The 24113-nt window shown below is 54.1% G+C and carries 21 protein-coding genes and 2 tRNA genes; 18 read left to right on the top strand and 5 right to left on the bottom strand.

Annotation, left to right across the window (positions count from 1 at the left end; genetic code table 11):
- Nucleotides 1-12 precede the first annotated feature (12 nt).
- Genes pmrB through dacB form a run of 3 tightly spaced genes read right to left on the bottom strand, consistent with a single transcriptional unit; the run spans nt 13 to nt 3151 of the window.
- Nucleotides 13-1056, bottom strand: a complete 1044-nt coding sequence (gene pmrB / locus IM265_RS13685) for a two-component system sensor histidine kinase PmrB (RefSeq protein WP_063155275.1) — start codon at nt 1054-1056, stop codon at nt 13-15.
- Nucleotides 1053-1715 (bottom strand): two-component system response regulator PmrA, encoded by a 663-nt coding sequence (gene pmrA, locus IM265_RS13680; RefSeq protein WP_028014555.1) that lies wholly within the window; start codon nt 1713-1715, stop codon nt 1053-1055. Before pmrA ends, pmrB begins: the two co-directional genes overlap by 4 nt.
- Nucleotides 1716-1717: 2 nt before the next feature.
- Nucleotides 1718-3151: a serine-type D-Ala-D-Ala carboxypeptidase gene (gene dacB / locus IM265_RS13675; protein WP_028014554.1), complete on the bottom strand. Its 1434-nt coding sequence runs from the start codon at nt 3149-3151 to the stop codon at nt 1718-1720.
- 228 nt (nt 3152-3379) lie between these two features.
- On the opposite strand from dacB, the gene greA reads away from it, so the two are divergent.
- Nucleotides 3380-3856 (top strand): transcription elongation factor GreA, encoded by a 477-nt coding sequence (greA, locus tag IM265_RS13670; RefSeq protein WP_006812122.1) that lies wholly within the window; start codon nt 3380-3382, stop codon nt 3854-3856.
- A 152-nt stretch (nt 3857-4008) separates the two neighbouring features.
- On the opposite strand, the gene yhbY is transcribed toward greA, so the two are convergent.
- Complete coding sequence (gene yhbY / locus IM265_RS13665) at nt 4009-4302, bottom strand: ribosome assembly RNA-binding protein YhbY (protein WP_003861814.1); 294 nt, start codon at nt 4300-4302, stop codon at nt 4009-4011.
- Between the two features lie 127 nt (nt 4303-4429).
- Between yhbY and rlmE the strand changes: the two genes are divergently transcribed.
- The 6 genes from rlmE (at nt 4430) to IM265_RS13635 (ending at nt 10022) form a co-directional block, all read left to right on the top strand.
- Nucleotides 4430-5056, top strand: a complete 627-nt coding sequence (gene rlmE, locus IM265_RS13660) for a 23S rRNA (uridine(2552)-2'-O)-methyltransferase RlmE (RefSeq protein ID WP_003861812.1) — start codon at nt 4430-4432, stop codon at nt 5054-5056.
- Nucleotides 5057-5158: 102 nt separating this feature from the next.
- Nucleotides 5159-7093 (top strand): ATP-dependent zinc metalloprotease FtsH, encoded by a 1935-nt coding sequence (ftsH, locus tag IM265_RS13655; protein WP_013098921.1) that lies wholly within the window; start codon nt 5159-5161, stop codon nt 7091-7093.
- 98 nt (nt 7094-7191) lie between these two features.
- Nucleotides 7192-8040, top strand: coding sequence for a dihydropteroate synthase (gene folP, locus IM265_RS13650; RefSeq protein ID WP_193031354.1), 849 nt, complete (start codon nt 7192-7194; stop codon nt 8038-8040).
- Nucleotides 8033-9370 (top strand): phosphoglucosamine mutase, encoded by a 1338-nt coding sequence (gene glmM / locus IM265_RS13645; protein WP_028014552.1) that lies wholly within the window; start codon nt 8033-8035, stop codon nt 9368-9370. The genes folP and glmM overlap by 8 nt, the downstream gene beginning before the upstream one ends.
- Nucleotides 9371-9593: 223 nt before the next feature.
- Entirely contained in the window at nt 9594-9926 is a 333-nt protein-coding gene (secG, locus tag IM265_RS13640; RefSeq protein ID WP_003861803.1) for a preprotein translocase subunit SecG, read from the top strand.
- A 9-nt stretch (nt 9927-9935) separates the two neighbouring features.
- Nucleotides 9936-10022 (top strand) — tRNA-Leu (locus IM265_RS13635).
- 147 nt (nt 10023-10169) lie between these two features.
- Here IM265_RS13635 and argG read toward each other — a convergent pair.
- Nucleotides 10170-11516 (bottom strand): argininosuccinate synthase, encoded by a 1347-nt coding sequence (gene argG, locus IM265_RS13630; protein WP_028014551.1) that lies wholly within the window; start codon nt 11514-11516, stop codon nt 10170-10172.
- 287 nt (nt 11517-11803) lie between these two features.
- On the opposite strand from argG, the gene IM265_RS13625 reads away from it, so the two are divergent.
- The 11 genes from IM265_RS13625 (at nt 11804) to IM265_RS13575 (ending at nt 24113) form a co-directional block, all read left to right on the top strand.
- A tRNA-Met gene (locus IM265_RS13625) sits at nt 11804-11880 on the top strand.
- A gap of 207 nt (nt 11881-12087) precedes the next feature.
- The gene (gene rimP / locus IM265_RS13620; protein ID WP_014833432.1) at nt 12088-12540 is read left to right on the top strand and encodes a ribosome maturation factor RimP; all 453 of its coding nucleotides are present in this window, start codon (nt 12088-12090) and stop codon (nt 12538-12540) included.
- 28 nt (nt 12541-12568) lie between these two features.
- On the top strand, nt 12569-14071 hold the full coding sequence (gene nusA, locus IM265_RS13615; protein WP_014885374.1) for a transcription termination factor NusA: 1503 nt from the start codon (nt 12569-12571) through the stop codon (nt 14069-14071).
- Between the two features lie 24 nt (nt 14072-14095).
- Entirely contained in the window at nt 14096-16783 is a 2688-nt protein-coding gene (gene infB / locus IM265_RS13610) for a translation initiation factor IF-2 (protein ID WP_041907885.1), read from the top strand.
- A 101-nt stretch (nt 16784-16884) separates the two neighbouring features.
- Nucleotides 16885-17289: a 30S ribosome-binding factor RbfA gene (gene rbfA / locus IM265_RS13605; protein ID WP_041907887.1), complete on the top strand. Its 405-nt coding sequence runs from the start codon at nt 16885-16887 to the stop codon at nt 17287-17289.
- A complete protein-coding gene (gene truB, locus IM265_RS13600; RefSeq protein WP_045260076.1) occupies nt 17289-18239 on the top strand; it encodes a tRNA pseudouridine(55) synthase TruB in 951 nt (316 codons plus the stop codon). The genes rbfA and truB overlap by 1 nt, the downstream gene beginning before the upstream one ends.
- Nucleotides 18240-18393: 154 nt before the next feature.
- Nucleotides 18394-18663 (top strand): 30S ribosomal protein S15, encoded by a 270-nt coding sequence (rpsO, locus tag IM265_RS13595; protein ID WP_003861789.1) that lies wholly within the window; start codon nt 18394-18396, stop codon nt 18661-18663.
- A 242-nt stretch (nt 18664-18905) separates the two neighbouring features.
- A complete protein-coding gene (gene pnp / locus IM265_RS13590) occupies nt 18906-21044 on the top strand; it encodes a polyribonucleotide nucleotidyltransferase (RefSeq protein ID WP_028014547.1) in 2139 nt (712 codons plus the stop codon).
- 108 nt (nt 21045-21152) lie between these two features.
- Nucleotides 21153-22037: a lipoprotein NlpI gene (gene nlpI, locus IM265_RS13585; RefSeq protein WP_028014546.1), complete on the top strand. Its 885-nt coding sequence runs from the start codon at nt 21153-21155 to the stop codon at nt 22035-22037.
- A gap of 107 nt (nt 22038-22144) precedes the next feature.
- Nucleotides 22145-22225, top strand: coding sequence for a protein YrbN (gene yrbN, locus IM265_RS22200; RefSeq protein WP_100122156.1), 81 nt, complete (start codon nt 22145-22147; stop codon nt 22223-22225).
- The gene (locus tag IM265_RS13575) at nt 22218-24113 is read left to right on the top strand and encodes a DEAD/DEAH family ATP-dependent RNA helicase (protein WP_041907893.1); all 1896 of its coding nucleotides are present in this window, start codon (nt 22218-22220) and stop codon (nt 24111-24113) included. The genes yrbN and IM265_RS13575 overlap by 8 nt, the downstream gene beginning before the upstream one ends.

The raw sequence follows: 24113 nt of genomic DNA, 5'->3' as shown, positions 1-24113 counted from the left end.
AGGGGGCTTTTTTCATTCCAGCGTTGAGGGCAGCCAGCAGCTTGCTATCAGGCCGCCTTCAGCACCATTCTCCAGCATCAGCTTACCGTGATGAAGCTGCAGGATGCGCTGTACGATACTCAGGCCCAGGCCGCTGCCGCCGTAACGCTGATCGAGGCGACGGAACGGCTCCGTGATCGACTGTCGATGCGCTTCGTCAATACCAGGCCCCTGATCGATAACGCTGAGCTGCGTACCGCCTTCGACCGCGGTAAGCGTCACGGTAATCGTGGTGCCTGTCGGGCTGTAGCGCCCGGCATTCTCCAGCAGGTTGCGCAGCATCAGCCGCAGCAGTACCGCGTCTCCCTGAACCGTGAGCGCGCTTTTAGCAGGCCAAATCACCGTATGCTCTTTGGCTTCATGCTCAAGACCAAGAGGCGTGATAATGGTGTCCGTCCAGTTGATGGTTTCATAGTGGCCGCTCGCCATTGCCTGTCCTGCACGGGCCAGCATCAGCAGTTGCTCAACGGTGTGCATTAGCTGGTCAATACGGCTGATGAGCGTCGTGGCCTGCGTAGAGCCTGACTGGGCCATGAGCTCCAGATGGAGCCTGATTCCGGCAAGAGGCGTTCGCAGTTCATGGGCGGCGTCAGCCGTAAAGAGACGCTCCTGCTGAATGGTACTGTCCAGCCTGGCGAGTAGCTGATTGAGCGAGGTGGTAACGGCGCCGATTTCTTCCATGTCGGAATACATAGGAAGTGGGGTTAGGTTATCCGCCGAACGGTTAGCCAGGCTCACGCGTAGTTTGTTCAGCGGTCGGGTTATCCAGGTGACCGCCCAGAACGAGAAAAACAACGTAAACCCAACCATCACCAGGGAAGGAACCAGCAGCGAGGCAATCGCTTCGCGGATCTCTTTCTCGACGTGGTTGTTACGCGATTTTGCCGACAGCGTTTCGTTCACCAGAAAGCCAATCTGCTCGCGGCTTTCGTGCCACAACCAAATGACGCTTATCAGCTGGAAAAATAACAGAATGACCGCCAGCAACACCATTAATCGCCGACGCATGCTGTTCATTTCTGGCTCTCCAGGCGGTAGCCAACGCCGCGGACGGTTTTAATCCGGTCTTTGCCGAGCTTACGACGCAGGTTGTGGATGTGGACTTCCAGGGTATTTGACCCCGGATCGTCCTGCCAGGAATAGATATCCTGCTGAAGGGTTTCTCTGTGTACCGTTTGTCCGCTTCGCATGATCAGACGCGTCAGCAAGGCGAACTCTTTTGGTGTGACTTCAACGGGCTGGGACTGGCGCAATACCTGTTGGGTTTGCAGATTCAGGGTAATGTCCCCGTCGGTTAGTAAGTTATCACTATGGCCCTGATAACGGCGTATTAACGCTCGCACCCGAGCCTGAAGTTCTGCAAGCGCAAAGGGCTTCACCAGATAATCATCGGCGCCAGCATCAAGGCCGGTAATACGATCTTCAATGGCGTCGCGTGCCGTCAGGATTAACACCGGATTGGCGATGCCCCGGCGACGCCACTGGGTAAGCAACGTCGCGCCGTCTTTGTCCGGCAAGCCCAGGTCAAGGATCACCAGGCTGTATTCGCCGCTCTGGATCAGGGCATCTGCTTCTGCCGCGGTGCCGGCACAGTCCAGGGCATAGCCTTCATTGGCGAGTCCCAGAGCCAGTCCTTCCTGTAATAACAGATCGTCTTCAACTATAAGTAGTTTCATCGCTAGTTATTCTGGTAGATGTCTTTATAAAGCCTGCTTTCGAAGCGAACCAGTGGAATACGGCGGTTGCGCTGGTCGGTCGGTTCGACGGCATAGCCGGAAAGATACTGCACGAATGCCATGCGCTGTCCGCTGGCGGTCGTGATGAACCCTGCCAGGTTATACACCCCCTGCAGTGAACCTGTTTTCGCGGAGACTTTGCCATCCACACCCGCCGCATGAAGCCCGGCGCGGTACTGCAGCGAACCGTCGTGTCCGGCAAGCGGCAGCATTGAGATAAAGTTTAGCTCAGTGTCATGTTGTGCAATGTACTGAAGCACCTGCATCATGGTGGCCGGGGCAATCAGGTTATGACGCGATAATCCTGAACCATCAACGGCGATAGTGTTACCCAGATCGATCCCCGCCTGCTGGCGCAGGATCTGACGAACAGCGTCTGAGCCCGCGCGCCAGGTTCCCGGCACGCCGAAACGCGCGTGGCCAATCATGCGGAACACGGTGTCGGCAATCATGTTGTCAGACTTTTTCAGCATAATTCGCAGCAAATCGTGCAGCGGTGGCGACTGTTTGCTGGCAATGACCGTTCCGGGCTGGTTGACCTGCGTCTGGCGTAGCAGCGTGCCGGAGTAGGTTATTCCCGCCTGCTTCAGCTCATCCTTGAGAATCGCACCCGCATAGCTTGCGCCATCCTGAATCGCGAAGGCCAGCGGCAGGGGATCGGCGCGCTGCGTCAGGCAGCCGGTGAGGGTGTAGCGGTTAAGATCGCCAGGCACCACGTCCAGTTCGCAGTACTGGGCATCAGGGGAGCCTTTAGCCAGCGTTCGCACCTGACTAAACATGGTCACCGGATAGTAAGATGCCACGCGAATGAACGCTAAATCATCTGGCTTGGGCGCGCTGTAAAGGGAAATCGAGAAGCAGTTGCGGTCAACAATCGCGGCGGCTGGCGGGGCGCTAAAGCACTGCGTCATGTCGTTCCACGGCCAGCCTGGTGCTTTATCGTGGCTGGCAAAAATGGAGGTATCGATCAGCACGTTGCCATCGATTTTTGTCACGCCGGATTTTTTCAACACCGCTACCATGTTGCGGATATCCTGGCGCTTAAAGGTGGGATCGCCACCGAAACGGGCGATAAGATCGCCTTTCAGTTCGCCACCGTCGACGTTACCTTTGGTTTCAAGCGTGGTGGTAAAACGGAAGTCAGGCCCGAGTTGGAGCAGGGCGGCGAGGGCAGTGATCACCTTCTGGGTACTGGCAGGCAGCGCCATCTGTTGACTGTGATAGTCAATCTCGGGAGCCTGTGCGCCAACCTTCTGCACCATCAGGGCGAGGTTCGCGCCTGCGGGGAGCTGATTAATGTACTCATCAACATTCGCGGCCTGGGCGGTGAACGTTATACTGGTAGTCAATCCGATGATAAAACTGGAAAATCGCATAATCTCGCGCTAACAACCCGAAAACAAACCGTCATACTACGGTGCATGGCACTGCAAAGTAAACGATGACCCATAGTGAACTTCGCGGTAAAATGCGTATCAAATTGAAAAATTGCTGCTGACCTGGGGCGTCGCTCCCGGGTCGGTTTTCTTTTTGCTTCTTGCCCGCTTCGGGGGGCAGGAGCAGGGAACACTGCTCCCAACAGGAATGTTTAAGAGGTATAACAAATGCAAGCTATTCCGATGACCTTACGTGGTGCCGAAAAACTGCGCGAAGAGCTGGATTTCCTGAAATCCGTGCGTCGCCCTGAAATCATCGCCGCTATCGCGGAAGCCCGTGAGCATGGCGACCTGAAAGAGAATGCTGAATACCATGCGGCGCGCGAGCAGCAGGGTTTCTGTGAAGGGCGCATTAAAGATATCGAAGCGAAACTGTCTAATGCACAGGTTATTGATATCACCAAAATGCCTAACAACGGTCGCGTGATCTTTGGTTCTACCGTCAGCGTTCTGAACCTCGACAACGATGAAGAGCAAACCTATCGCATCGTGGGCGATGATGAAGCAGACTTTAAACAGAACCTGATTTCGGTGAACTCACCCATTGCTCGCGGCCTGATTGGCAAAGAGCAGGACGATGTTGTCACCATCCGCACCCCTGGCGGTGAAGTGGAATACGAAATTATCAAGGTTGAATACCTGTAATTCGCTTCTCTACTAAGATGTTGATACATTGTAAAGAAAAGAAAAAGGCCGCATAGCGGCCTTTTATCAACTCAAGGAGCATGGCATTTTGCTGAGCCTGTTGAAAGAAATCCCTCGTTTCACACAGAAAATGTGATTGATTCAGGATATCCTTAGCGTGGCAGCGAGATTTTACGCTCTTTAGATGGGCGATAGAGCACCAGCGTTTTACCGATGACCTGTACATTACAGGCGCCGGTTTCGCGCACGATGGCTTCCACGATCAGGTTTTTAGTGTCTCTGTCTTCAGAGGCGATTTTCACCTTGATCAGCTCGTGGTGTTCCAGCGCTTGTTCAATCTCGGCAAGCACCCCTTCGGTCAAACCATTGTTGCCAAGCATGACTACAGGCTTGAGCGGATGTGCCAGACCTTTAAGGTGCTGTTTTTGTTTAGTACTCAGATTCATCGTATATTTTTGCTTACGTTGGGATTGAAAACGGTTCATTCTACCGCCATCTCCCTTATATCGCCAAATAGCTGCGTAGAAATTTACGTCACAGGCAAGCAACGATGAACCAGGACGGAAATGTTAAATGACAGGTAAAAAGCGTTCTGCCAGTTCCAGCCGCTGGCTTCAAGAACACTTTAGCGATAAATATGTTCAACAGGCACAGAAAAAGGGGTTACGTTCCCGTGCCTGGTTTAAACTTGATGAAATACAGCAAAGTGACAAACTTTTTAAGCCGGGGATGACGGTTGTCGACCTCGGTGCGGCACCTGGCGGATGGTCCCAGTATGCGGTAACGCAGATCGGCGGAACGGGCCGAATCATCGCGTGCGATCTTTTACCAATGGATCCCATCGTTGGTGTCGACTTCCTTCAGGGCGACTTTCGTGATGAATTAGTGCTGAAAGCGTTACTTGATCGTGTTGGTGACAGTAAGGTCCAGGTTGTCATGTCGGATATGGCACCAAATATGTGCGGAACACCGGCGGTGGATATCCCCCGCGCCATGTATCTGGTGGAGCTAGCGTTAGAAATGTGTCGTGATGTACTAGCGCCTGGTGGTAGTTTTGTTGTGAAGGTGTTTCAGGGCGAAGGTTTCGAGGAGTATCTTAAGGAAATTCGCTCCCTGTTTGCGAAGGTCAAAGTTCGTAAGCCGGACTCTTCCCGGGCCCGTTCCCGTGAAGTGTATATTGTAGCGACCGGGCGAAAATGATAACCGGGAGATTTCAGACGAAAGTTTGAATGAAACTGGATATAGAGTATCCTGACGCTGTTTTTAACACAGTTGTAATATGAGGTTAATCCCTTGAGTGACATGGCGAAAAACCTAATACTCTGGCTGGTCATTGCCGTTGTGCTGATGTCAGTATTCCAGAGCTTTGGGCCCAGCGAGTCGAATGGCCGCAAGGTGGATTATTCTACCTTCCTGCAAGAGGTCAATCAGGACCAGGTTCGCGAAGCGCGTATCAACGGACGTGAGATCAACGTTACCAAGAAAGATAGTAACCGTTACACGACTTACATCCCGGTGAACGATCCTAAGCTGCTTGATAACCTTCTGACCAAAAACGTCAAAGTGGTAGGCGAGCCGCCAGAAGAACCAAGCCTGCTGGCTTCTATCTTCATTTCCTGGTTCCCGATGCTGCTTCTTATCGGCGTCTGGATCTTCTTTATGCGCCAGATGCAGGGCGGCGGTGGCAAAGGTGCCATGTCGTTCGGTAAGAGCAAGGCGCGTATGCTGACGGAAGACCAGATCAAGACCACGTTTGCTGACGTCGCCGGTTGTGACGAAGCAAAAGAAGAAGTGGGTGAACTGGTTGAATACCTGCGCGAGCCGAGCCGTTTCCAGAAACTGGGCGGTAAGATCCCGAAAGGCGTCCTGATGGTAGGCCCTCCGGGTACCGGTAAAACCCTGCTGGCGAAAGCCATCGCGGGTGAAGCGAAGGTGCCGTTCTTTACTATTTCAGGTTCTGACTTCGTTGAAATGTTCGTGGGTGTCGGTGCATCTCGTGTGCGTGACATGTTCGAGCAGGCCAAGAAGGCAGCACCGTGCATCATCTTTATCGATGAAATCGACGCCGTAGGCCGCCAGCGTGGCGCGGGCCTGGGCGGTGGTCACGATGAGCGTGAGCAGACCCTGAACCAGATGCTGGTTGAGATGGACGGCTTCGAAGGTAACGAAGGTATTATCGTTATCGCGGCGACTAACCGTCCGGATGTACTTGACCCTGCGCTGCTGCGTCCAGGCCGTTTCGACCGTCAGGTTGTTGTCGGTCTGCCGGATGTTCGTGGTCGTGAACAGATTCTGAAAGTGCACATGCGTCGCGTACCGCTGGCGCCAGATATCGACGCGGCAATCATTGCGCGCGGTACCCCGGGCTTCTCCGGTGCGGACCTGGCTAACCTGGTCAACGAAGCTGCACTGTTTGCCGCTCGCGGTAACAAGCGCGTGGTCTCCATGGTGGAGTTCGAGAAAGCGAAAGACAAAATCATGATGGGTGCGGAACGTCGCTCCATGGTGATGACGGAAGCGCAGAAAGAGTCCACGGCTTACCACGAAGCGGGTCACGCGATTATCGGTCGCCTGGTGCCGGAACACGATCCGGTACACAAGGTAACGATTATTCCGCGCGGCCGTGCGCTGGGTGTGACCTTCTTCCTGCCTGAGGGCGACGCGATCAGCGCCAGCCGTCAGAAGCTGGAAAGCCAGATTTCGACCCTGTACGGCGGTCGTCTGGCAGAAGAGATCATCTACGGTCCGGAACATGTTTCTACCGGTGCGTCGAACGACATTAAAGTGGCGACAAACCTGGCGCGTAACATGGTGACTCAATGGGGCTTCTCCGACAAACTCGGTCCGCTGCTGTATGCAGAGGAAGAGGGTGAAGTATTCCTGGGCCGCTCCGTAGCGAAAGCAAAACATATGTCCGATGAGACGGCACGTATCATCGACCAGGAAGTGAAAGCGCTGATTGAACGTAACTACGGTCGTGCGCGTCAGATCCTGAACGACAATATGGACATTCTGCATTCGATGAAAGATGCGCTCATGAAATATGAGACCATCGATGCACCGCAGATTGACGACCTGATGGCTCGCCGCGAAGTGCGTCCGCCAGCAGGCTGGGAAGACCCAGGCGCTTCCAACAATTCTGACAACAATGGTACCCCGCGCGCGCCGCGTCCGGTCGATGAACCGCGTACGCCAAACCCGGGCAACACCATGTCAGAGCAGTTGGGCGACAAGTAAGTCACTGCTGTTGAAGCGTTTGTCTGTACCCCAAACCCTGGAGCTTGCTCCGGGGTTTTTCTTTTCCGTTAAACCATATTAAAACCAGGGATTTGACCATGAAACTCTTCGCCCAGGACTCGCATCTCGATCTTTCACATCCGCACGTGATGGGGATCATGAATGTTACCCCTGACTCCTTCTCTGACGGCGGCACGCATAACACGCTTATCGACGCGGTTAAGCACGCAAATCTAATGATCAACGCGGGTGCCACCATCATTGACGTGGGCGGTGAATCGACGCGTCCCGGCGCGGCAGATGTTTCGGTGGAAGAAGAGCTGGCGCGCGTGGTGCCGGTGGTTGAGGCAATCGCGCAACGTTTCGAGGTGTGGATCTCCGTCGACACGTCCAAACCAGAAGTGATCCGTGAAGTGGCGAGAGTGGGTGCTCACATTATTAATGATATCCGCTCGCTGACCGAACCGGGTGCGATCGAGGCCGCTGCAGAAACCGGCCTGCCGGTATGCCTGATGCACATGCAGGGGCAACCGAAAACTATGCAGGAAGCGCCGAAGTATGATGACGTCTTTGCCGACGTGAATCGCTTCTTTATTGAGCATATTGAACGCTGTGAGCGTGCAGGCATCCCAAAAGAGAAATTGCTGCTCGACCCGGGGTTCGGTTTCGGTAAAAATCTCTCACACAATTATGCGTTGCTTGCGCGCTTATCGGAATTTCATCACTTTGGTCTGCCGCTGCTGGTGGGTATGTCGAGAAAGTCGATGATTGGCCAATTGCTTAATGTAGGACCGAGCGAGCGCCTGAGTGGCAGCCTGGCCTGCGCGGTAATTGCGGCGATGCAAGGCGCGCACATTATCCGTGTCCATGACGTCAAAGAAACAGTAGAAGCCATGCGTGTGGTGGAAGCCACACTGGCAGCGAAGGAAAACAAACGCTATGAGTAACCGTAAATATTTTGGTACCGATGGTATCCGTGGGCGCGTAGGCGATGCTCCAATTACCCCTGATTTTGTTCTGAAGCTCGGCTGGGCTGCCGGCAAGGTACTGGCGCGTCATGGCTCACGTAAGATCATTATTGGTAAAGATACCCGTATTTCGGGCTATATGCTGGAATCTGCGTTGGAAGCGGGTCTGGCAGCGGCAGGGCTTTCAGCCTCTTTTACTGGCCCAATGCCAACGCCTGCTGTTGCCTATCTTACACGCACCTTCCGCGCGGAAGCGGGAATTGTGATTTCGGCGTCTCATAACCCGTTCTACGACAACGGCATCAAGTTCTTCTCCATTGACGGCACCAAGCTGCCGGACGAAGTGGAAGAGGCCATTGAAGCCGAAATGGAAAAAGAGATCACCTGTGTTGATTCCGCAGAGCTGGGTAAAGCGAACCGTATCGTCGATGCGGCGGGTCGTTATATCGAATTCTGCAAAGGCACCTTCCCGAACGAGCTGAGCCTGGCGCATCTTAAAATTGTGGTGGACTGTGCGAACGGTGCGACCTATCACATTGCGCCGAATGTCTTCCGCGAGCTGGGTGCGAAAGTGATCGCCATCGGCTGCGAGCCGGATGGTCTGAACATTAACGAAGAAGTCGGGGCGACGGACGTGCGCGCCCTGCAGGCGCGCGTGCTGGCGGAAAAAGCCGATCTGGGTATTGCTCTGGACGGCGACGGTGACCGCGTGATCATGGTTGACCACGAAGGTAATAAAGTCGACGGCGATCAGATCCTCTACATCATTGCCCGTGAAGGCCTGCGCCAGGGTCAGCTGCGCGGCGGCGCGGTAGGGACCCTGATGAGCAACATGGGTCTGGAGCTGGCGCTGAAACAGCTCGGTATTCCGTTTGTTCGCGCGAAAGTGGGCGACCGCTACGTGCTGGAAAAATTGCAGGAGAAGGGCTGGCGTATTGGCGCTGAGAACTCAGGTCACGTGATCCTGCTCGATAAAACCACTACCGGTGACGGCATTGTTGCCGCGCTTCAGGTGGTTGCCGCGATGGCGCGCAACCATATGAGCCTGCACGATCTGTGCAGCGGGATGAAAATGTTCCCGCAGATCCTGGTGAACGTGCGTTTCACTGCGGGTAAAGGCGATCCGCTGGAAAATGACAACGTGAAAGCGGTAATGGCTGACGTTGAAGCGGCGCTGGGCAGCCGTGGACGCGTGCTGCTGCGTAAGTCCGGTACCGAACCACTGATCCGCGTGATGGTGGAAGGCGAAGACGAAGCGCAGGTCACCGAATTTGCGCACCGTATTGCGGATGCCGTAAAAGCTGCATAATCTTGCACGCTAAATGTTTAAAAAGGCGGCGTTTGCCGCCTTTGTTTTAAGCAATTAATGGCTTTTTGCTGTTTTTTTCCGCAGTTGATACAATGCGTCGAAAATGCCCTTGCGAAGGTGATTCGCTTTGGTTAGTATTCACACCCGCTTCAGTGGGAAACAAAAATCCTGCTAATTGGTCGAAGCATTGGTATGCGGCAAATCCGCAAGGAACAGGTTGATTATGTACGAAGCTCTTTTAGTTATTTTCCTTATTGTAGCCATCGCTCTCGTAGCGCTGATTATGCTGCAGCAAGGTAAAGGCGCTGATATGGGAGCCTCCTTCGGAGCAGGCGCTTCCGGTACGCTGTTCGGTTCAAGTGGTTCTGCGAACTTCATGACCCGCACGACGGCGATTCTGGCTACGCTATTCTTCATCATCAGTCTGGTGCTGGGCAATATCAACAGCAACAAGACCAGCAAAGGAAGCGAGTGGGAAAATCTGAGCGCGCCAGCCAAAACTGAGCAGACTCAGCCAGCTGCACCGGCTAAGCCAACCAGCGATATCCCGCAGTAAGTATTCCGTACCGAGGTGGTGGAATTGGTAGACACGCTACCTTGAGGTGGTAGTGCCCTAACGGGCTTGTGGGTTCGAGTCCCATCCTCGGTACCAATATTCCAGAAGAAAGACGTCGAAAGGCGTCTTTTTTTCGTCTGTAGCTTTTACCTTTCGTAGGCCCGGTGGCGCTGCGCTTACCCGCCCTACAAAAGCCAAACAAAAAGGCGCCCATTGGGCGCCTTTTGCATGTTACATCAGCGATTACTTCTTATCGCTATTCTCCAGGTTTTCAACCTGCGGCAGGCCGTTACCGGAATTCGCTGAGAGCAGACCATTCTCAACGTAGTTGAACAGCTTCTCACGGGTATCGGTGATGTCCAGGTTACGCATGGTCAACTGACCAATACGGTCGTCCGGAGAAAACACAGACTCACCTTTTTCCATGGTCAGACGCTCGGCTTTATAGGTCAGGTTGTCCGACACGGTGTTAAGAATGGAGTAGTCGTTACCACGACGCAGTTCCAGCGTCACTTCACCGGTGATCGCGCTCGCTACCCAACGCTGCAGCGCGTCACGCAGCATCAGCGCCTGCGGATCGAACCAGCGACCCTGATACAGCAGTTTGCCCAGTTGACGACCATGAGAGTGATACTGCTCGATGGTGTCTTCGTTGTGAATACCGGTCAGCAGACGCTCGTAAGCGATGTGCAGCAGCGCCATCCCCGGAGCTTCATAGATACCGCGGCTTTTCGCTTCGATGATACGGTTTTCAATCTGATCGCTCATGCCCAGACCGTGACGACCGCCGATGCGGTTTGCTTCCAGCATCAGTTCAACGTCGTCAGAGAAGGTCTTACCGTTCAGGGCAACCGGATGACCACGTTCGAAACGCACGGTCACCTCTTCTGCCGGGATCTTCACGCTCTCGTCCCAGAACTTCACGCCCATGATTGGGTTAACGATCTTCACGCTGGAGTTCAGGAACTCCAGGTCCTTCGCTTCGTGCGTCGCGCCCAGCATGTTGGAGTCGGTAGAGTAGGCTTTCTCAACGGACATTTTGTAGTCAAAGCCGCAGGCAATCATAAACTCAGACATCTCATGACGACCACCCAGCTCGTCGATGAAGTCGGTGTCCAGCCACGGCTTGTAGATCTGCAGCTCCGCGTTGGTCAGCAGGCCATAACGATAGAAACGTTCGATATCGTTGCCTTTATAGGTGCTGCCGTCACCCCAGATGTTTACGCCATCTTCTTTCATGGCGGCAACCAGCATGGTGCCGGTGACGGCACGACCCAGCGGGGTGGTGTTGAAATAGGTCAGGCCGCCCGTGGTGTTATGGAACGCACCGCACTGAATAGCGGCGATACCTTCAGCAACCAGTTGCTTACGGCAGTCAATCAGTCGCGCGTTTTCTGCGCCATACTCTTTAGCGCGACGAGGAATAGCATCGTAATCGTCCTCATCCGGCTGACCCAGGTTCGCAGTATATGCATACGGAACCGCTCCCTTCTGGCGCATCCACAGCAGTGCAGCGCTGGTATCCAGGCCGCCTGAGAAAGCGATGCCAATACGTTGTCCTACCGGAAGATGCTTGAGAATCGTCGTCATAGAATAAAACCCTGCTTGATTGACTGATTAGAGACCGCTTTCGTTCTCTTGTGCATTTTTATGCAAAATAAGTGAGTATTCATTTAATCATCTTTTATCGAATACCGGAAGAGACTCATGCGTTTTTTGTAAAAAATTTGGTCTGTTCTCTCTGGCGGAAGCTGGGTTGACAGGTGGGGTCAACTATCAATATACTAAACGCCGATTTTACGTCCCGTCTTCGGTACCAAATCCCAGCATTATTTGCAAATTCTGTCCAAAACGCGTAGAATTTGCCACGTTTCAGGCGCGGGGTGGAGCAGCCTGGTAGCTCGTCGGGCTCATAACCCGAAGGTCGTCGGTTCAAATCCGGCCCCCGCAACCACTTTCCCATAAAGTTCTTTTTCAAATATACTGTGAAGACTTAGAGCCTTCGTAGCTGGATTTGAAAAAATTCTTTCGGAGAGTGCTCCAGGCCACAGTTGTGGCTATAGGGTTCAGTTATCTAAAGCCCCGATTTATCGGGGTTTTTTGTTATCTGACTACAGAATAACTGGGCTTTACGCCCTTTTTTTATGTCTTGGGGGTGGGCTTGTCCACATTAGAGCAAAAATTAACAGAGATGATTACTGCACCGGTCGAAGCACTGGGCTACGAACTGGTCGGCATCGAATTCGTTCGCGGCCGTACATCGACGCTGCGCATCTATATTGATAGTGAAGATGGCATCAATGTTGATGATTGTGCTGATGTCAGCCACCAGGTGAGTGCGGTTCTTGATGTTGAAGACCCGATTACCGTTGCGTACAACCTGGAAGTTTCCTCACCTGGCCTGGATCGCCCGATGTTCACGGCCGAGCACTATGTGCGCTTTACCGGTGAAGAAGTGGCTCTCGTTCTGCGTATGGCCGTACAGAACCGCCGTAAATGGCAGGGAATTATCAAAGCCGTTGATGGTGAAATGATCACGGTAACAGTCGAAGGCAAAGATGAAGTGTTCGCGCTGAGTAATATCCAGAAGGCGAACCTGGTTCCCCACTTTTAACAGTCTGGATTGAGGTGAAAAGCCCGCGATGAACAAAGAAATTTTGGCTGTTGTTGAAGCCGTCTCCAACGAGAAATCACTGCCGCGTGAGAAAATTTTCGAAGCGCTGGAAAGTGCACTGGCTACAGCAACCAAGAAAAAATACGAACAAGAGATCGATGTTCGCGTAGAAATCGATCGTAAAAGCGGTGACTTCGATACATTCCGTCGTTGGGTAATCGTTGAAGAAGTGACCCAGCCGACCAAAGAGATCACCCTGGAAGCGGCACGTTTTGAAGACGAAAGTCTGAACGTGGGTGACTACGTTGAAGATCAGATTGAATCTGTGACCTTCGACCGTATCACCACCCAGACCGCTAAGCAGGTTATCGTGCAGAAAGTGCGCGAAGCCGAGCGCGCGCTGGTTGTCGATCAGTTCCGCGATCAGGAAGGCGAAATCATCACCGGCGTGGTGAAGAAAGTGAACCGTGACAACATCTCTCTGGAAATTAAATCCGAAGGGATGCCGGGCAACGCTGAAGCCGTGATCCTGCGTGAAGACATGCTGCCGCGTGAAAACTTCCGCCCGGGCGACCGTATTCGTGGTGTTCTGTACGCCGTGCGCCCTGAAGCGCGTGGTGCACAGCTGTTCGTGACCCGTTCTAAACCAGAAATGCTGGTTGAACTGTTCCGCATCGAAGTGCCGGAAATCGGCGAAGAAGTTATTGAGATCAAAGCAGCAGCTCGCGATCCAGGCTCTCGTGCGAAAATTGCGGTGAAAACCAATGACAAGCGTATCGACCCGGTCGGTGCTTGCGTCGGTATGCGCGGTGCGCGCGTTCAGGCGGTTTCTACCGAACTGGGCGGCGAGCGTATTGATATCGTTCTGTGGGACGACAACCCGGCGCAGTTCGTGATCAACGCAATGGCTCCGGCTGATGTCGCGTCTATCGTTGTTGACGAAGACAAACACACCATGGATATCGCTGTTGAAGCGGGCAACCTGGCGCAGGCGATTGGCCGTAACGGTCAGAACGTACGCCTGGCGTCACAGCTGAGCGGCTGGGAACTCAACGTCATGACCGTTGATGACCTGCAGGCTAAGCATCAGGCTGAAGCCCATGCGGCGATCGATACCTTCACCAAATACCTCGACATTGACGAAGACTTCGCCACTGTTCTGGTAGAAGAAGGTTTCTCTACGCTGGAAGAACTGGCCTATGTGCCAATGAAAGAGCTGCTGGAAATTGACGGTCTGGATGAGCCAACCGTTGAAGCCCTGCGTGAACGCGCTAAAAACGCACTGACCACCCTGGCACTGGCTCAGGAAGAAAGCCTTGGCGATAAGAAGCCGGCTGATGACCTGCTGAATCTGGAAGGTCTTGATCGTGCGATTGCGTTCAAGCTGGCTGCCCGTGGTGTTTGTACGCTGGAAGATCTCGCTGAGCAAGGCGTTGATGACCTGGCCGATATCGAAGGTTTAACCGACGAGAAAGCCGGCGAACTCATCATGGCCGCACGTAATATTTGCTGGTTCGGCGACGAAGCGTAATAAACTGTAGCAGGAAGGAACAGCATGACTGATGTAACTGTAAAATCGCTGGCTGCTGAGATTCAGACCTCCGTGGACCGCCTGGTACAGCAATTTGCTGATGCAGGGATCCCGAAGTCCGCTGATGACTCGGTGACCGCGCAAGAAAAACAAACCTTGTTAACGCACCTGAACCGCGAACACGGTTCTACGCCTGACAAGTTAACGCTGCAGCGCAAAACGCGCAGCACGTTAAACATTCCTGGTACCGGTGGCAAAAGCAAATCGGTACAAATTGAAGTCCGCAAGACGCGCACCTTTGTAAAACGTGATCCGCAAGAGGCAGAACGCCTTGCCGCGGAAGAGCAGGCACAGCGTGAAGCGGAAGAACAAGCTCAGCGTGAGGCGGAAGCAGCCGCCAAACGTGAAGCAGAATTAAAAGCTGAACGTGAGGCCGCAGAAAAAGCGAAACGCGACGCCAGTGATAAAGTGAAGCGTGACGCTGCGGAAAAAGACAAAGTGAGCAATCAACAGACAGACGAAATGACCAAAACCGCCCAGGCTGAAAAAGCCCGCCGTGAAAATGAAGCTGCCGAGCTGAAGCGTAAAGCGGAAGAAGAAGCCCGCCGTAAGCTGGAAGAAGAAGCTCGCCGCGTCGCTGAAGAAGCGCGTCGTATGGCAGAAGAAAACGAGAAGAATGGCGTGAATACCGCTGAACCGACTGAAGACACCAGCGACTATCACGTGACCACTTCTCAGCATGCGCGTCAGGCTGAAGATGATAACGACCGTGAAGTAGAAGGCGGCCGTGGCCGTGGTCGTAATGCAAAAGCCGCGCGTCCGGCTAAGAAAGGTAACAAACACGCTGAATCTAAAGCTGACCGCGAAGAAGCTCGTGCAGCGGTTCGCGGTGGTAAAGGCGGCAAGCGTAAAGGTTCTTCTCTGCAGCAGGGCTTCCAGAAGCCAGCTCAGGCGGTTAACCGTGACGTCGTGATTGGCGAAACCATCACCGTTGGCGATCTGGCAAACAAGATGGCGGTTAAAGGCTCTCAGGTCATCAAAGCGATGATGAAGCTGGGCGCAATGGCGACCATCAACCAGGTTATCGACCAGGAAACCGCACAGCTGGTTGCCGAAGAGATGGGCCACAAAGTGATCCTGCGTCGTGAAAACGAGCTGGAAGAAGCAGTAATGAGCGACCGTGACACTGGCGCTGCGGCTGAACCGCGTGCACCGGTTGTGACCATCATGGGTCACGTTGACCACGGTAAAACCTCTCTGCTCGACTACATTCGTTCTACGAAAGTTGCCTCCGGCGAAGCGGGTGGCATTACCCAGCACATCGGTGCTTACCACGTAGAAACCGAAAACGGCATGATCACCTTCCTGGATACCCCAGGCCACGCAGCGTTCACCTCAATGCGTGCTCGTGGTGCTCAGGCTACGGATATCGTTGTACTGGTTGTTGCAGCAGACGATGGCGTTATGCCACAGACCATTGAAGCTATCCAGCACGCGAAAGCGGCGCAGGTGCCTCTGGTTGTTGCGGTCAACAAAATCGATAAGCCAGAAGCCGATCTGGACCGCGTGAAGAACGAACTGTCTCAGTACGGCGTTATGCCGGAAGAGTGGGGCGGCGAAGCGCAGTTCATCCCTGTATCTGCAAAAGCGGGTACTGGTATCGACGACCTGCTGAACGCTATCCTGCTTCAGGCCGAAGTTCTGGAGCTGAAAGCCGTTCGTAAAGGTATGGCGAGCGGTGCGGTAATCGAATCCTTCCTGGATAAAGGTCGTGGTCCGGTTGCAACGGTTCTGGTTCGCGAAGGTACGCTGAACAAGGGCGACATCGTTCTGTGTGGCTTCGAATACGGCCGCGTTCGTGCGATGCGTAACGAACTGGGTCAAGAAGTGCTGGAAGCAGGTCCGTCCATTCCAGTGGAAATCCTGGGTCTGTCCGGTGTTCCGGCTGCCGGTGATGAAGTGACCGTTGTGCGTGACGAGAAGAAAGCGCGTGAAGTGGCACTGTATCGTCAGGGCAAGTTCCGTGAAGTTAAGCTGGCGCGTCAGCAGAAATCTAAACTTGAGAACATGTTTGCGAACATGGCTGAAGGCGAAGTTCACGAAGTGAACGTCGTTCTGAAAGCGGACGTTCAGGGTTCTGTGGAAGCGATCTCCGACTCCTTGCTGAAACTGTCTACCGACGAAGTGAAAGTGAAGATCATCGGTTCTGGCGTAGGTGGTATCACCGAAACCGACGCAACCCTGGCTGCGGCATCCAACGCTATCCTGGTTGGCTTCAACGTGCGTGCTGATGCATCTGCTCGCCGCGTGATCGAAGCGGAAAGCCTGGATCTGCGCTACTACTCGGTCATCTATAACCTGATCGACGAAGTGAAAGCCGCGATGAGCGGTATGCTGTCTCCTGAGCTGAAACAGCAGATCATCGGTCTGGCTGAAGTGCGTGACGTGTTCAAATCACCGAAATTCGGTGCGATCGCGGGCTGTATGGTTACCGAAGGTACCATCAAGCGTCACAACCCAATCCGCGTACTGCGTGACAACGTGGTTATCTACGAAGGCGAGCTGGAATCCCTGCGCCGCTTCAAAGATGACGTTAACGAAGTCCGTAACGGCATGGAATGTGGTATCGGCGTTAAGAACTACAACGACGTTCGCGTTGGCGATATGATCGAAGTGTTCGAAATCATCGAGATCCAACGCAGCATCGACTAATCCTTAGGGATAAGTCCATATGTAGGCCGGGATCGCCTCGTGCCACCCGGCAATAATTTTAAAAGGGGCTTTTAGCCCCTTTTTTGTCTGGAGAATTTATTATGGCGAAAGAATTTGGTCGCCCACAGCGCGTGGCGCAGGAGATGCAGAAAGAGATCGCACTCATCCTGCAACGCGAAATCAAAGACCCGCGTATCGGTATGATGACCACTGTCTCTGGCGTGGAAATGTCTCGTGATTTGGCCTATGCCAAAGTGTTCGTGACCTTCCTGAACGATCAGGACGAAGCGGCGGTTAAAAACGGCATTAAAGCACTGCAGGAAGCCTCTGGTTTCATCCGCTCTCTGCTCGGCAAAGCGATGCGCCTGCGTATTGTTCCCGAGCTGACCTTCTTCTACGACAACTCGCTGGTCGAAGGTATGCGCATGTCCAACCTGGTGACCAGCGTGGTGAAACATGACGACGAACGTCGTGTTAACCCGACGGACGACAGCAAGGAGGACTGATGAGTCGTCCTCGTCGTCGCGGTCGCGACGTGCATGGCGTGCTGCTGCTGGATAAACCGCAAGGTGCATCCAGTAACGACGTGCTGCAAAAAGTGAAGCGTATTTATAACGCTAACCGTGCGGGCCACACCGGCGCGCTGGATCCGCTGGCGACCGGCATGCTGCCGATTTGCCTGGGTGAAGCAACAAAGTTTTCCCAGTACCTGCTCGATTCCGATAAACGCTACCGCGTTATCGCTAAACTTGGCCAGCGTACGGATACCTCCGACGCGGATGGTCAGGTGGTGGAAGAGCGCCCGGTGACCTTCAGCGCTGAACAGCTTGATGCGGCCCTGGAGAGCTTCCGCGGGGACACGATGCAGGTGCCGTCGATGTATTCGGCACTGAAATATCAGGGCAAGAAGCTCTACGAATATGCGCGCCAGGGAATTGACGTCCCGCGCGAAGCGCGTCCGATAACCGTGTATGAGCTGCTGTTCATTCGCCACGAAGGTGACGAGCTGGAGCTGGAAGTCCACTGTTCGAAAGGGACCTATATTCGCACCATCATCGACGACCTGGGTGAAAAGCTGGGCTGCGGCGCGCATGTGATCTACCTGCGTCGTCTGGCGGTCAGTAAATATCCGGTGGAACGCATGGTGACGCTTGAGCAGCTGCGCGCGCTGGCTGAGCAGGCACAAGCGCAGGGAGTGGAACCAGCAGATTTGCTGGATCCACTGCTGATGCCAATGGACAGTCCGGCAGCGGACTTCCCGATCGTTAATCTTCCTTTAACATCGTCCGTTTACTTTAAGAACGGAAACCCGGTTCGTACGGCGGATGCGCCGCTGGATGGACTGGTACGCGTGACGGAAGGTGACGAAGGGAAATTCATCGGTATGGGCGAAATGGACGGTGAAGGGCGCGTTGCGCCGCGTCGTCTGGTCGTCGAATATCCGGTCGACGCGTGACGGTGATTACGCCTCACCTTGCGATAAGCAGGGGAGACGAGTAGAATATCGCCGCTTAACGCCCGGTAAATTGTTTAACAATCTGCGGGGCGTACATGGGGTCGCTGAATTAGAGATCGGCACCCTTACATTTTTTATACTTTGGAGTTTGAAAATGTCTCTAAGCGTTGAAGCTAAAGCTAAAATCGTTTCTGAGTTTGGTCGTGGTACTAACGACAGCGGTTCTACCGAAGTTCAGGTTGCACTGCTGACTGCACAGATTAACCACCTGCAGGGTCACTTTGCAGAGCACAAAAAAGATCACCACAGCCGTCGTGGTCTGCTGCGCATGGTTTCTCAGCGTCGTAAACTGCTCGACTACCTGAAGCGTAAAGATGTTGCACGCTACACCGCGCTGATCGAGCGTCTGGGTCTGCGTCGCTAAGTCTTGCGAGTTTCAGAAAAGGGGGCCTGATGGCCCCTTTTTTCAACCAGACGGCAGCAATTCAATGGAAACTATTGTATTGTTGCTATAAATGATCTTCATTGCAGAGGTTCGCGCGGCTAATGAGAGGCTTCACCCATGGGGGTGTCGGTTGTCATTAGTCGCGAGGATGCGAAGAAGGTCGGGTTAAATCGACAGCACGCCGGCGGTGTGCTGTCATACATTTAAGAAAGGATAGAATTTTGCTGAATCCGATCGTTCGTAAATTCCAGTATGGTCAACATACCGTCACGCTGGAAACCGGCATGATGGCACGCCAGGCGACTGCTGCCGTTATGGTAAGCATGGATGACACCGCGGTATTCGTGACCGTTGTGGGCCAGAAAAAAGCTAAACCAGGTCAGGACTTCTTCCCGCTGACCGTTAACTACCAGGAGCGTACCTACGCTGCCGGTAAAATCCCGGGTGGCTTCTTCCGTCGTGAAGGCCGTCCAAGCGAAGGCGAAACCCTGATCGCGCGTCTGATTGACCGCCCGGTTCGTCCGCTGTTCCCGGAAGGCTTCGTTAACGAAGTGCAGGTTATTGCGACCGTTGTTTCCGTTAACCCACAGGTTAACCCGGACATCGTGGCGATGATCGGTGCCTCCGCTGCCCTGTCACTGTCTGGTATTCCATTCAATGGCCCAATCGGTGCCGCGCGCGTCGGTTACATCAACGACCAGTACGTGCTGAACCCAACACAGGAAGAGCTGAAAGAAAGTAAGCTGGACCTGGTTGTTGCCGGTACTGAAGCGGCTGTGCTGATGGTTGAATCCGAAGCTGAACTGCTGAGCGAAGACCAGATGCTGGGCGCTGTGGTGTTCGGTCACGAGCAGCAGCAGATTGTTATCCAGAACATCAACGACCTGGTGAAAGAAGCCGGTAAGCCACGTTGGGACTGGCAGCCAGAAGCAGCAAACGATGCGCTGAACGCACGCGTTGCGGCACTGGCAGAATCTCGTCTGAGCGACGCTTACCGCATCACCGACAAACAGGAGCGTTACGCTCAGGTTGACGCGATCAAATCTGAAGTAACCGCGACCCTGGTTGCCGAAGACGAAACGTTGGACGCTAACGAAATTGGCGAAATTCTGCACGCTATCGAGAAAAACGTTGTTCGTAGCCGCGTACTGGCAGGCGAGCCGCGTATCGATGGCCGTGAAAAAGACATGATTCGTGGTCTGGACGTACGCACTGGCGTACTGCCGCGTACTCACGGTTCTGCGCTGTTCACCCGTGGTGAAACGCAGGCGCTGGTTACCGCAACCCTGGGTACCGCACGTGACGCGCAGATCATCGACGAACTGATGGGCGAGCGTACTGACAACTTCCTGTTCCACTACAACTTCCCTCCGTACTCTGTGGGCGAAACCGGTATGGTTGGCTCACCGAAGCGTCGTGAAATTGGTCACGGTCGTCTGGCGAAGCGCGGCGTGCTGGCAGTGATGCCGGAAGCTGACAAATTCCCGTACACCGTTCGCGTGGTTTCTGAAATCACCGAATCCAACGGTTCTTCTTCCATGGCTTCCGTATGTGGTGCCTCTCTGGCGCTGATGGATGCGGGCGTGCCGATCAAAGCCGCCGTTGCGGGTATCGCAATGGGTCTGGTGAAAGAAGGCGACAACTTCGTTGTTCTGTCTGACATTCTGGGTGACGAAGACCACCTGGGCGATATGGACTTCAAAGTAGCGGGTTCCCGCGACGGTATCTCTGCCCTGCAGATGGATATCAAAATTGAAGGTATCACCAAAGAGATCATGCAGGTTGCTCTGAACCAGGCTAAAGGTGCGCGTCTGCACATCCTGGGCGTGATGGAACAGGCTATCAACGCGCCACGCGGTGACATCTCTGAATTCGCTCCGCGTATTCACACCATCAAGATCAATCCAGACAAGATCAAAGATGTTATCGGTAAGGGCGGTTCTGTTATCCGCGCGCTGACCGAAGAGACTGGCACCACCATCGAAATCGAAGATGACGGTACTGTGAAGATCGCAGCAACCGACGGCGAGAAAGCGAAATTCGCGATCCGTCGCATCGAAGAAATCACTGCTGAAATCGAAGTGGGCCGCGTCTACGCGGGTAAAGTGACCCGTATCGTTGACTTTGGTGCGTTCGTTGCCATCGGTGGCGGTAAAGAAGGTCTGGTTCACATCTCTCAGATTGCTGACAAGCGCGTTGAGAAAGTGACCGATTACCTGCAGATGGGTCAGGAAGTGCCGGTTAAGGTTCTGGAAGTTGACCGTCAGGGCCGTATCCGTCTGAGCATTAAAGAAGCAACCGAGCAGTCTCAACCTGCTGCGGCACCGGAAGCTCCGGCTGCTGAACAGCAAGGCGAGTAAGTTGCCATTTGCCCTCCGCTTTGCGGAGGGCCTGTTATCAGGCAGGACGCCTTGTTAAGCCGCCGGGGGACAGGACGTTCATCCAATAGTTGTCTTCGGGAGTGGGAAATGAAGCCTTTTTTGCGCTGGTGTTTCGTTGCGACAGCTTTAACGCTGGCAGGATGCAGCAACTCTGCCTGGCGTAAGAGCGAAGTCCTCGCAGTGCCATTGCAACCGACTTTGCAGCAGGAAGTGATTCTGGCACGCATGGAACAAATACTTGCCAGTCGGGCTTTAACCGATGACGAACGCGCACAGCTTTTATATGAGCGCGGAGTGTTGTATGATAGTCTCGGTCTGAGGGCATTAGCGCGAAATGATTTTTCACAAGCGCTGGCTATCCGACCTGATATGCCTGAAGTATTCAATTACTTAGGCATTTATTTAACGCAGGCAGGCAATTTTGATGCTGCCTATGAAGCGTTTGATTCTGTACTTGAGCTTGATCCAACTTACAACTACGCGCACTTGAATCGCGGTATCGCATTGTATTACGGCGGTCGTGATAAGTTAGCGCAAGATGATCTGCTGGCGTTTTATCAAGACGATCCTAATGATCCTTTCCGTAGCCTGTGGCTTTACATCGTTGAGCGGAAGCTCGATGAGAAGCAGGCAAAAGAAGCACTACAACAGCGCTTCGAGAAATCGGATAAGGAACAGTGGGGATGGAACATTGTCGAGTTCTACCTGGGCAACATTAGCGAAGCAACGCTGATGGAACGCCTCAAGGCGGACGCAACGGATAACACCTCGCTCGCTGAGCATCTCAGTGAAACCAACTTCTATTTAGGTAAGTACTACCTAAGTCTGGGGGATATGGACAGCGCTACGGCACTGTTCAAATTAGCGGTTGCTAACAACGTACATAACTTCGTTGAGCACCGTTATGCATTGTTGGAATTATCGCTCTTGGGCCAGGAGCAAGACGACCTGGCAGAATCGGACCAGCAATAGCTGACGACATAAACATCAGCCCGTAATCTTTTGATTGCCATCACCTTCACTGGTGAGGGCGTTGTTGTTCGTCAATACACCTACTTTGAGCCGGTTCACACTTTTCAATGAAAATTGCTAATCATTTTCACGATGAGCTAAGTAGACTGGCCGCCATTGACATTGAGGCACTCGTACTACATGGCTGAATTCGAAACCACTTTTGCAGATCTGGGCCTGAAGGCTCCTATCCTTGAAGCCCTTAACGATCTGGGTTACGAAAAACCATCTCCGATCCAGGCAGAATGTATCCCGCATCTGCTTTCTGGTCGTGACGTGCTGGGCATGGCCCAGACTGGTAGCGGTAAAACTGCAGCGTTCTCGCTGCCGCTGCTGAACAACATCGATCCGGACCTGCGTGCACCGCAGATCCTCGTCCTGGCTCCAACTCGTGAACTGGCTGTTCAGGTTGCTGAAGCAATGACGGAATTCTCTAAACATATGCGCGGCGTAAACGTGGTAGCCCTGTACGGCGGCCAGCGTTATGACGTGCAGTTACGCGCCCTGCGCCAGGGCCCACAGATTGTCGTCGGTACGCCGGGCCGTCTGCTGGATCACCTGAAGCGCGGTACTCTGGACCTCTCTAAACTGAGCGGCCTGGTACTGGATGAAGCAGATGAAATGCTGCGTATGGGCTTCATCGAAGACGTAGAAACCATCATGGCGCAGATCCCGGAAGGTCACCAGACCGCTCTGTTCTCTGCAACCATGCCAGAAGCGATCCGTCGCATTACCCGCCGCTTCATGAAAGAGCCGCAGGAAGTGCGTATTCAGTCCAGCGTGACCACTCGCCCGGACATCAGCCAGAGCTACTGGTCCGTGTACGGCATGCGCAAAAACGAAGCGCTGGTCCGTTTCCTGGAAGCGGAAGATTTTGATGCGGCGATTATCTTCGTGCGTACCAAAAATGCGACCCTGGAAGTGGCTGAAGCGCTGGAGCGTAACGGCTACAACAGCGCAGCGCTGAACGGCGACATGAACCAGGCCCTGCGTGAGCAGACGCTGGAGCGTCTGAAAGACGGTCGTCTGGATATCCTGATTGCAACCGACGTGGCAGCACGTGGTCTGGACGTTGAGCGTATCAGCCTGGTTGTCAACTACGACATCCCGATGGACTCCGAGTCTTACGTTCACCGTATCGGTCGTACCGGTCGTGCGGGTCGTGCTGGCCGTGCGCTGCTGTTCGTTGAGAACCGCGAGCGTCGTCTGCTGCGCAACATTGAACGCACCATGAAGCTGACCATTCCAGAAGCCGACCTGCCAAACGCAGATCTGCTGGGCAAACGCCGTCTGGAAAAATTCGCCGCGAAAGTACAGCAGCAGCTGGAAAGCAGCGATCTGGATCAGTACCGCGCACTGCTGTCGCAGATCCAGCCTGTCGCTGAAGGCGAAGAGCTGGACATGGAAACTCTGGCTGCAGCACTGCTGAAAATGGCTCAGGGCGAACGTAGCCTGATCGTGCCACCAGATGCACCGATGCGTCCTAAGCGTGAGTTCCGTGACCGTGACGATCGTTTCGAACGCCGTGGCGACCGTAACGACCGTGGTCCACGCGGCGACCGTCCAGAGCGTGGTGGTGAAGACCGTCCACGTCGTGAGCGTCGTGACGCTGGCGACATGGAACTGTATCGCATTGAAGTGGGCCGTGATGATGGTGTTGAAGTTCGTCACATCGTTGGCGCGATTGCTAACGAAGGCGACATCAGCAGCCGTTACATTGGTAACATCAAGCTGTTTGCATCCCACTCTACCATCGAACTGCCAAAAGGCATGCCGGGCGAAGTACTGCAGCACTTTACTCGCACCCGCATCCTGAACAAGCCGATGAACATGCAGCTGCTGGGCGATGCACAGCCACGTCCTGACCGCGGTGGCGAACGTCGTGGCGGTGGTCGCGGTTTCGGCGGCGAGCGTCGTGAAGGCGGTCGCAGTGAAGGTCGCGGTGGTGAAGGTCGTCGTTTCTCCGGCGAGCGCCGCGAAAGCCGTGGCCCACGTCGTGAAGAAGGCACCAGCCGTCGTCGTTTCGGTGACGCGTAA

The organism is Enterobacter cloacae complex sp. P17RS (genome assembly GCF_014895885.1).
Lineage (GTDB): Bacteria > Pseudomonadota > Gammaproteobacteria > Enterobacterales > Enterobacteriaceae > Enterobacter > Enterobacter bugandensis.
Note: the sequence above shows the minus strand (reverse complement) of the source record. Positions and strands in the feature narration are given on the sequence as shown.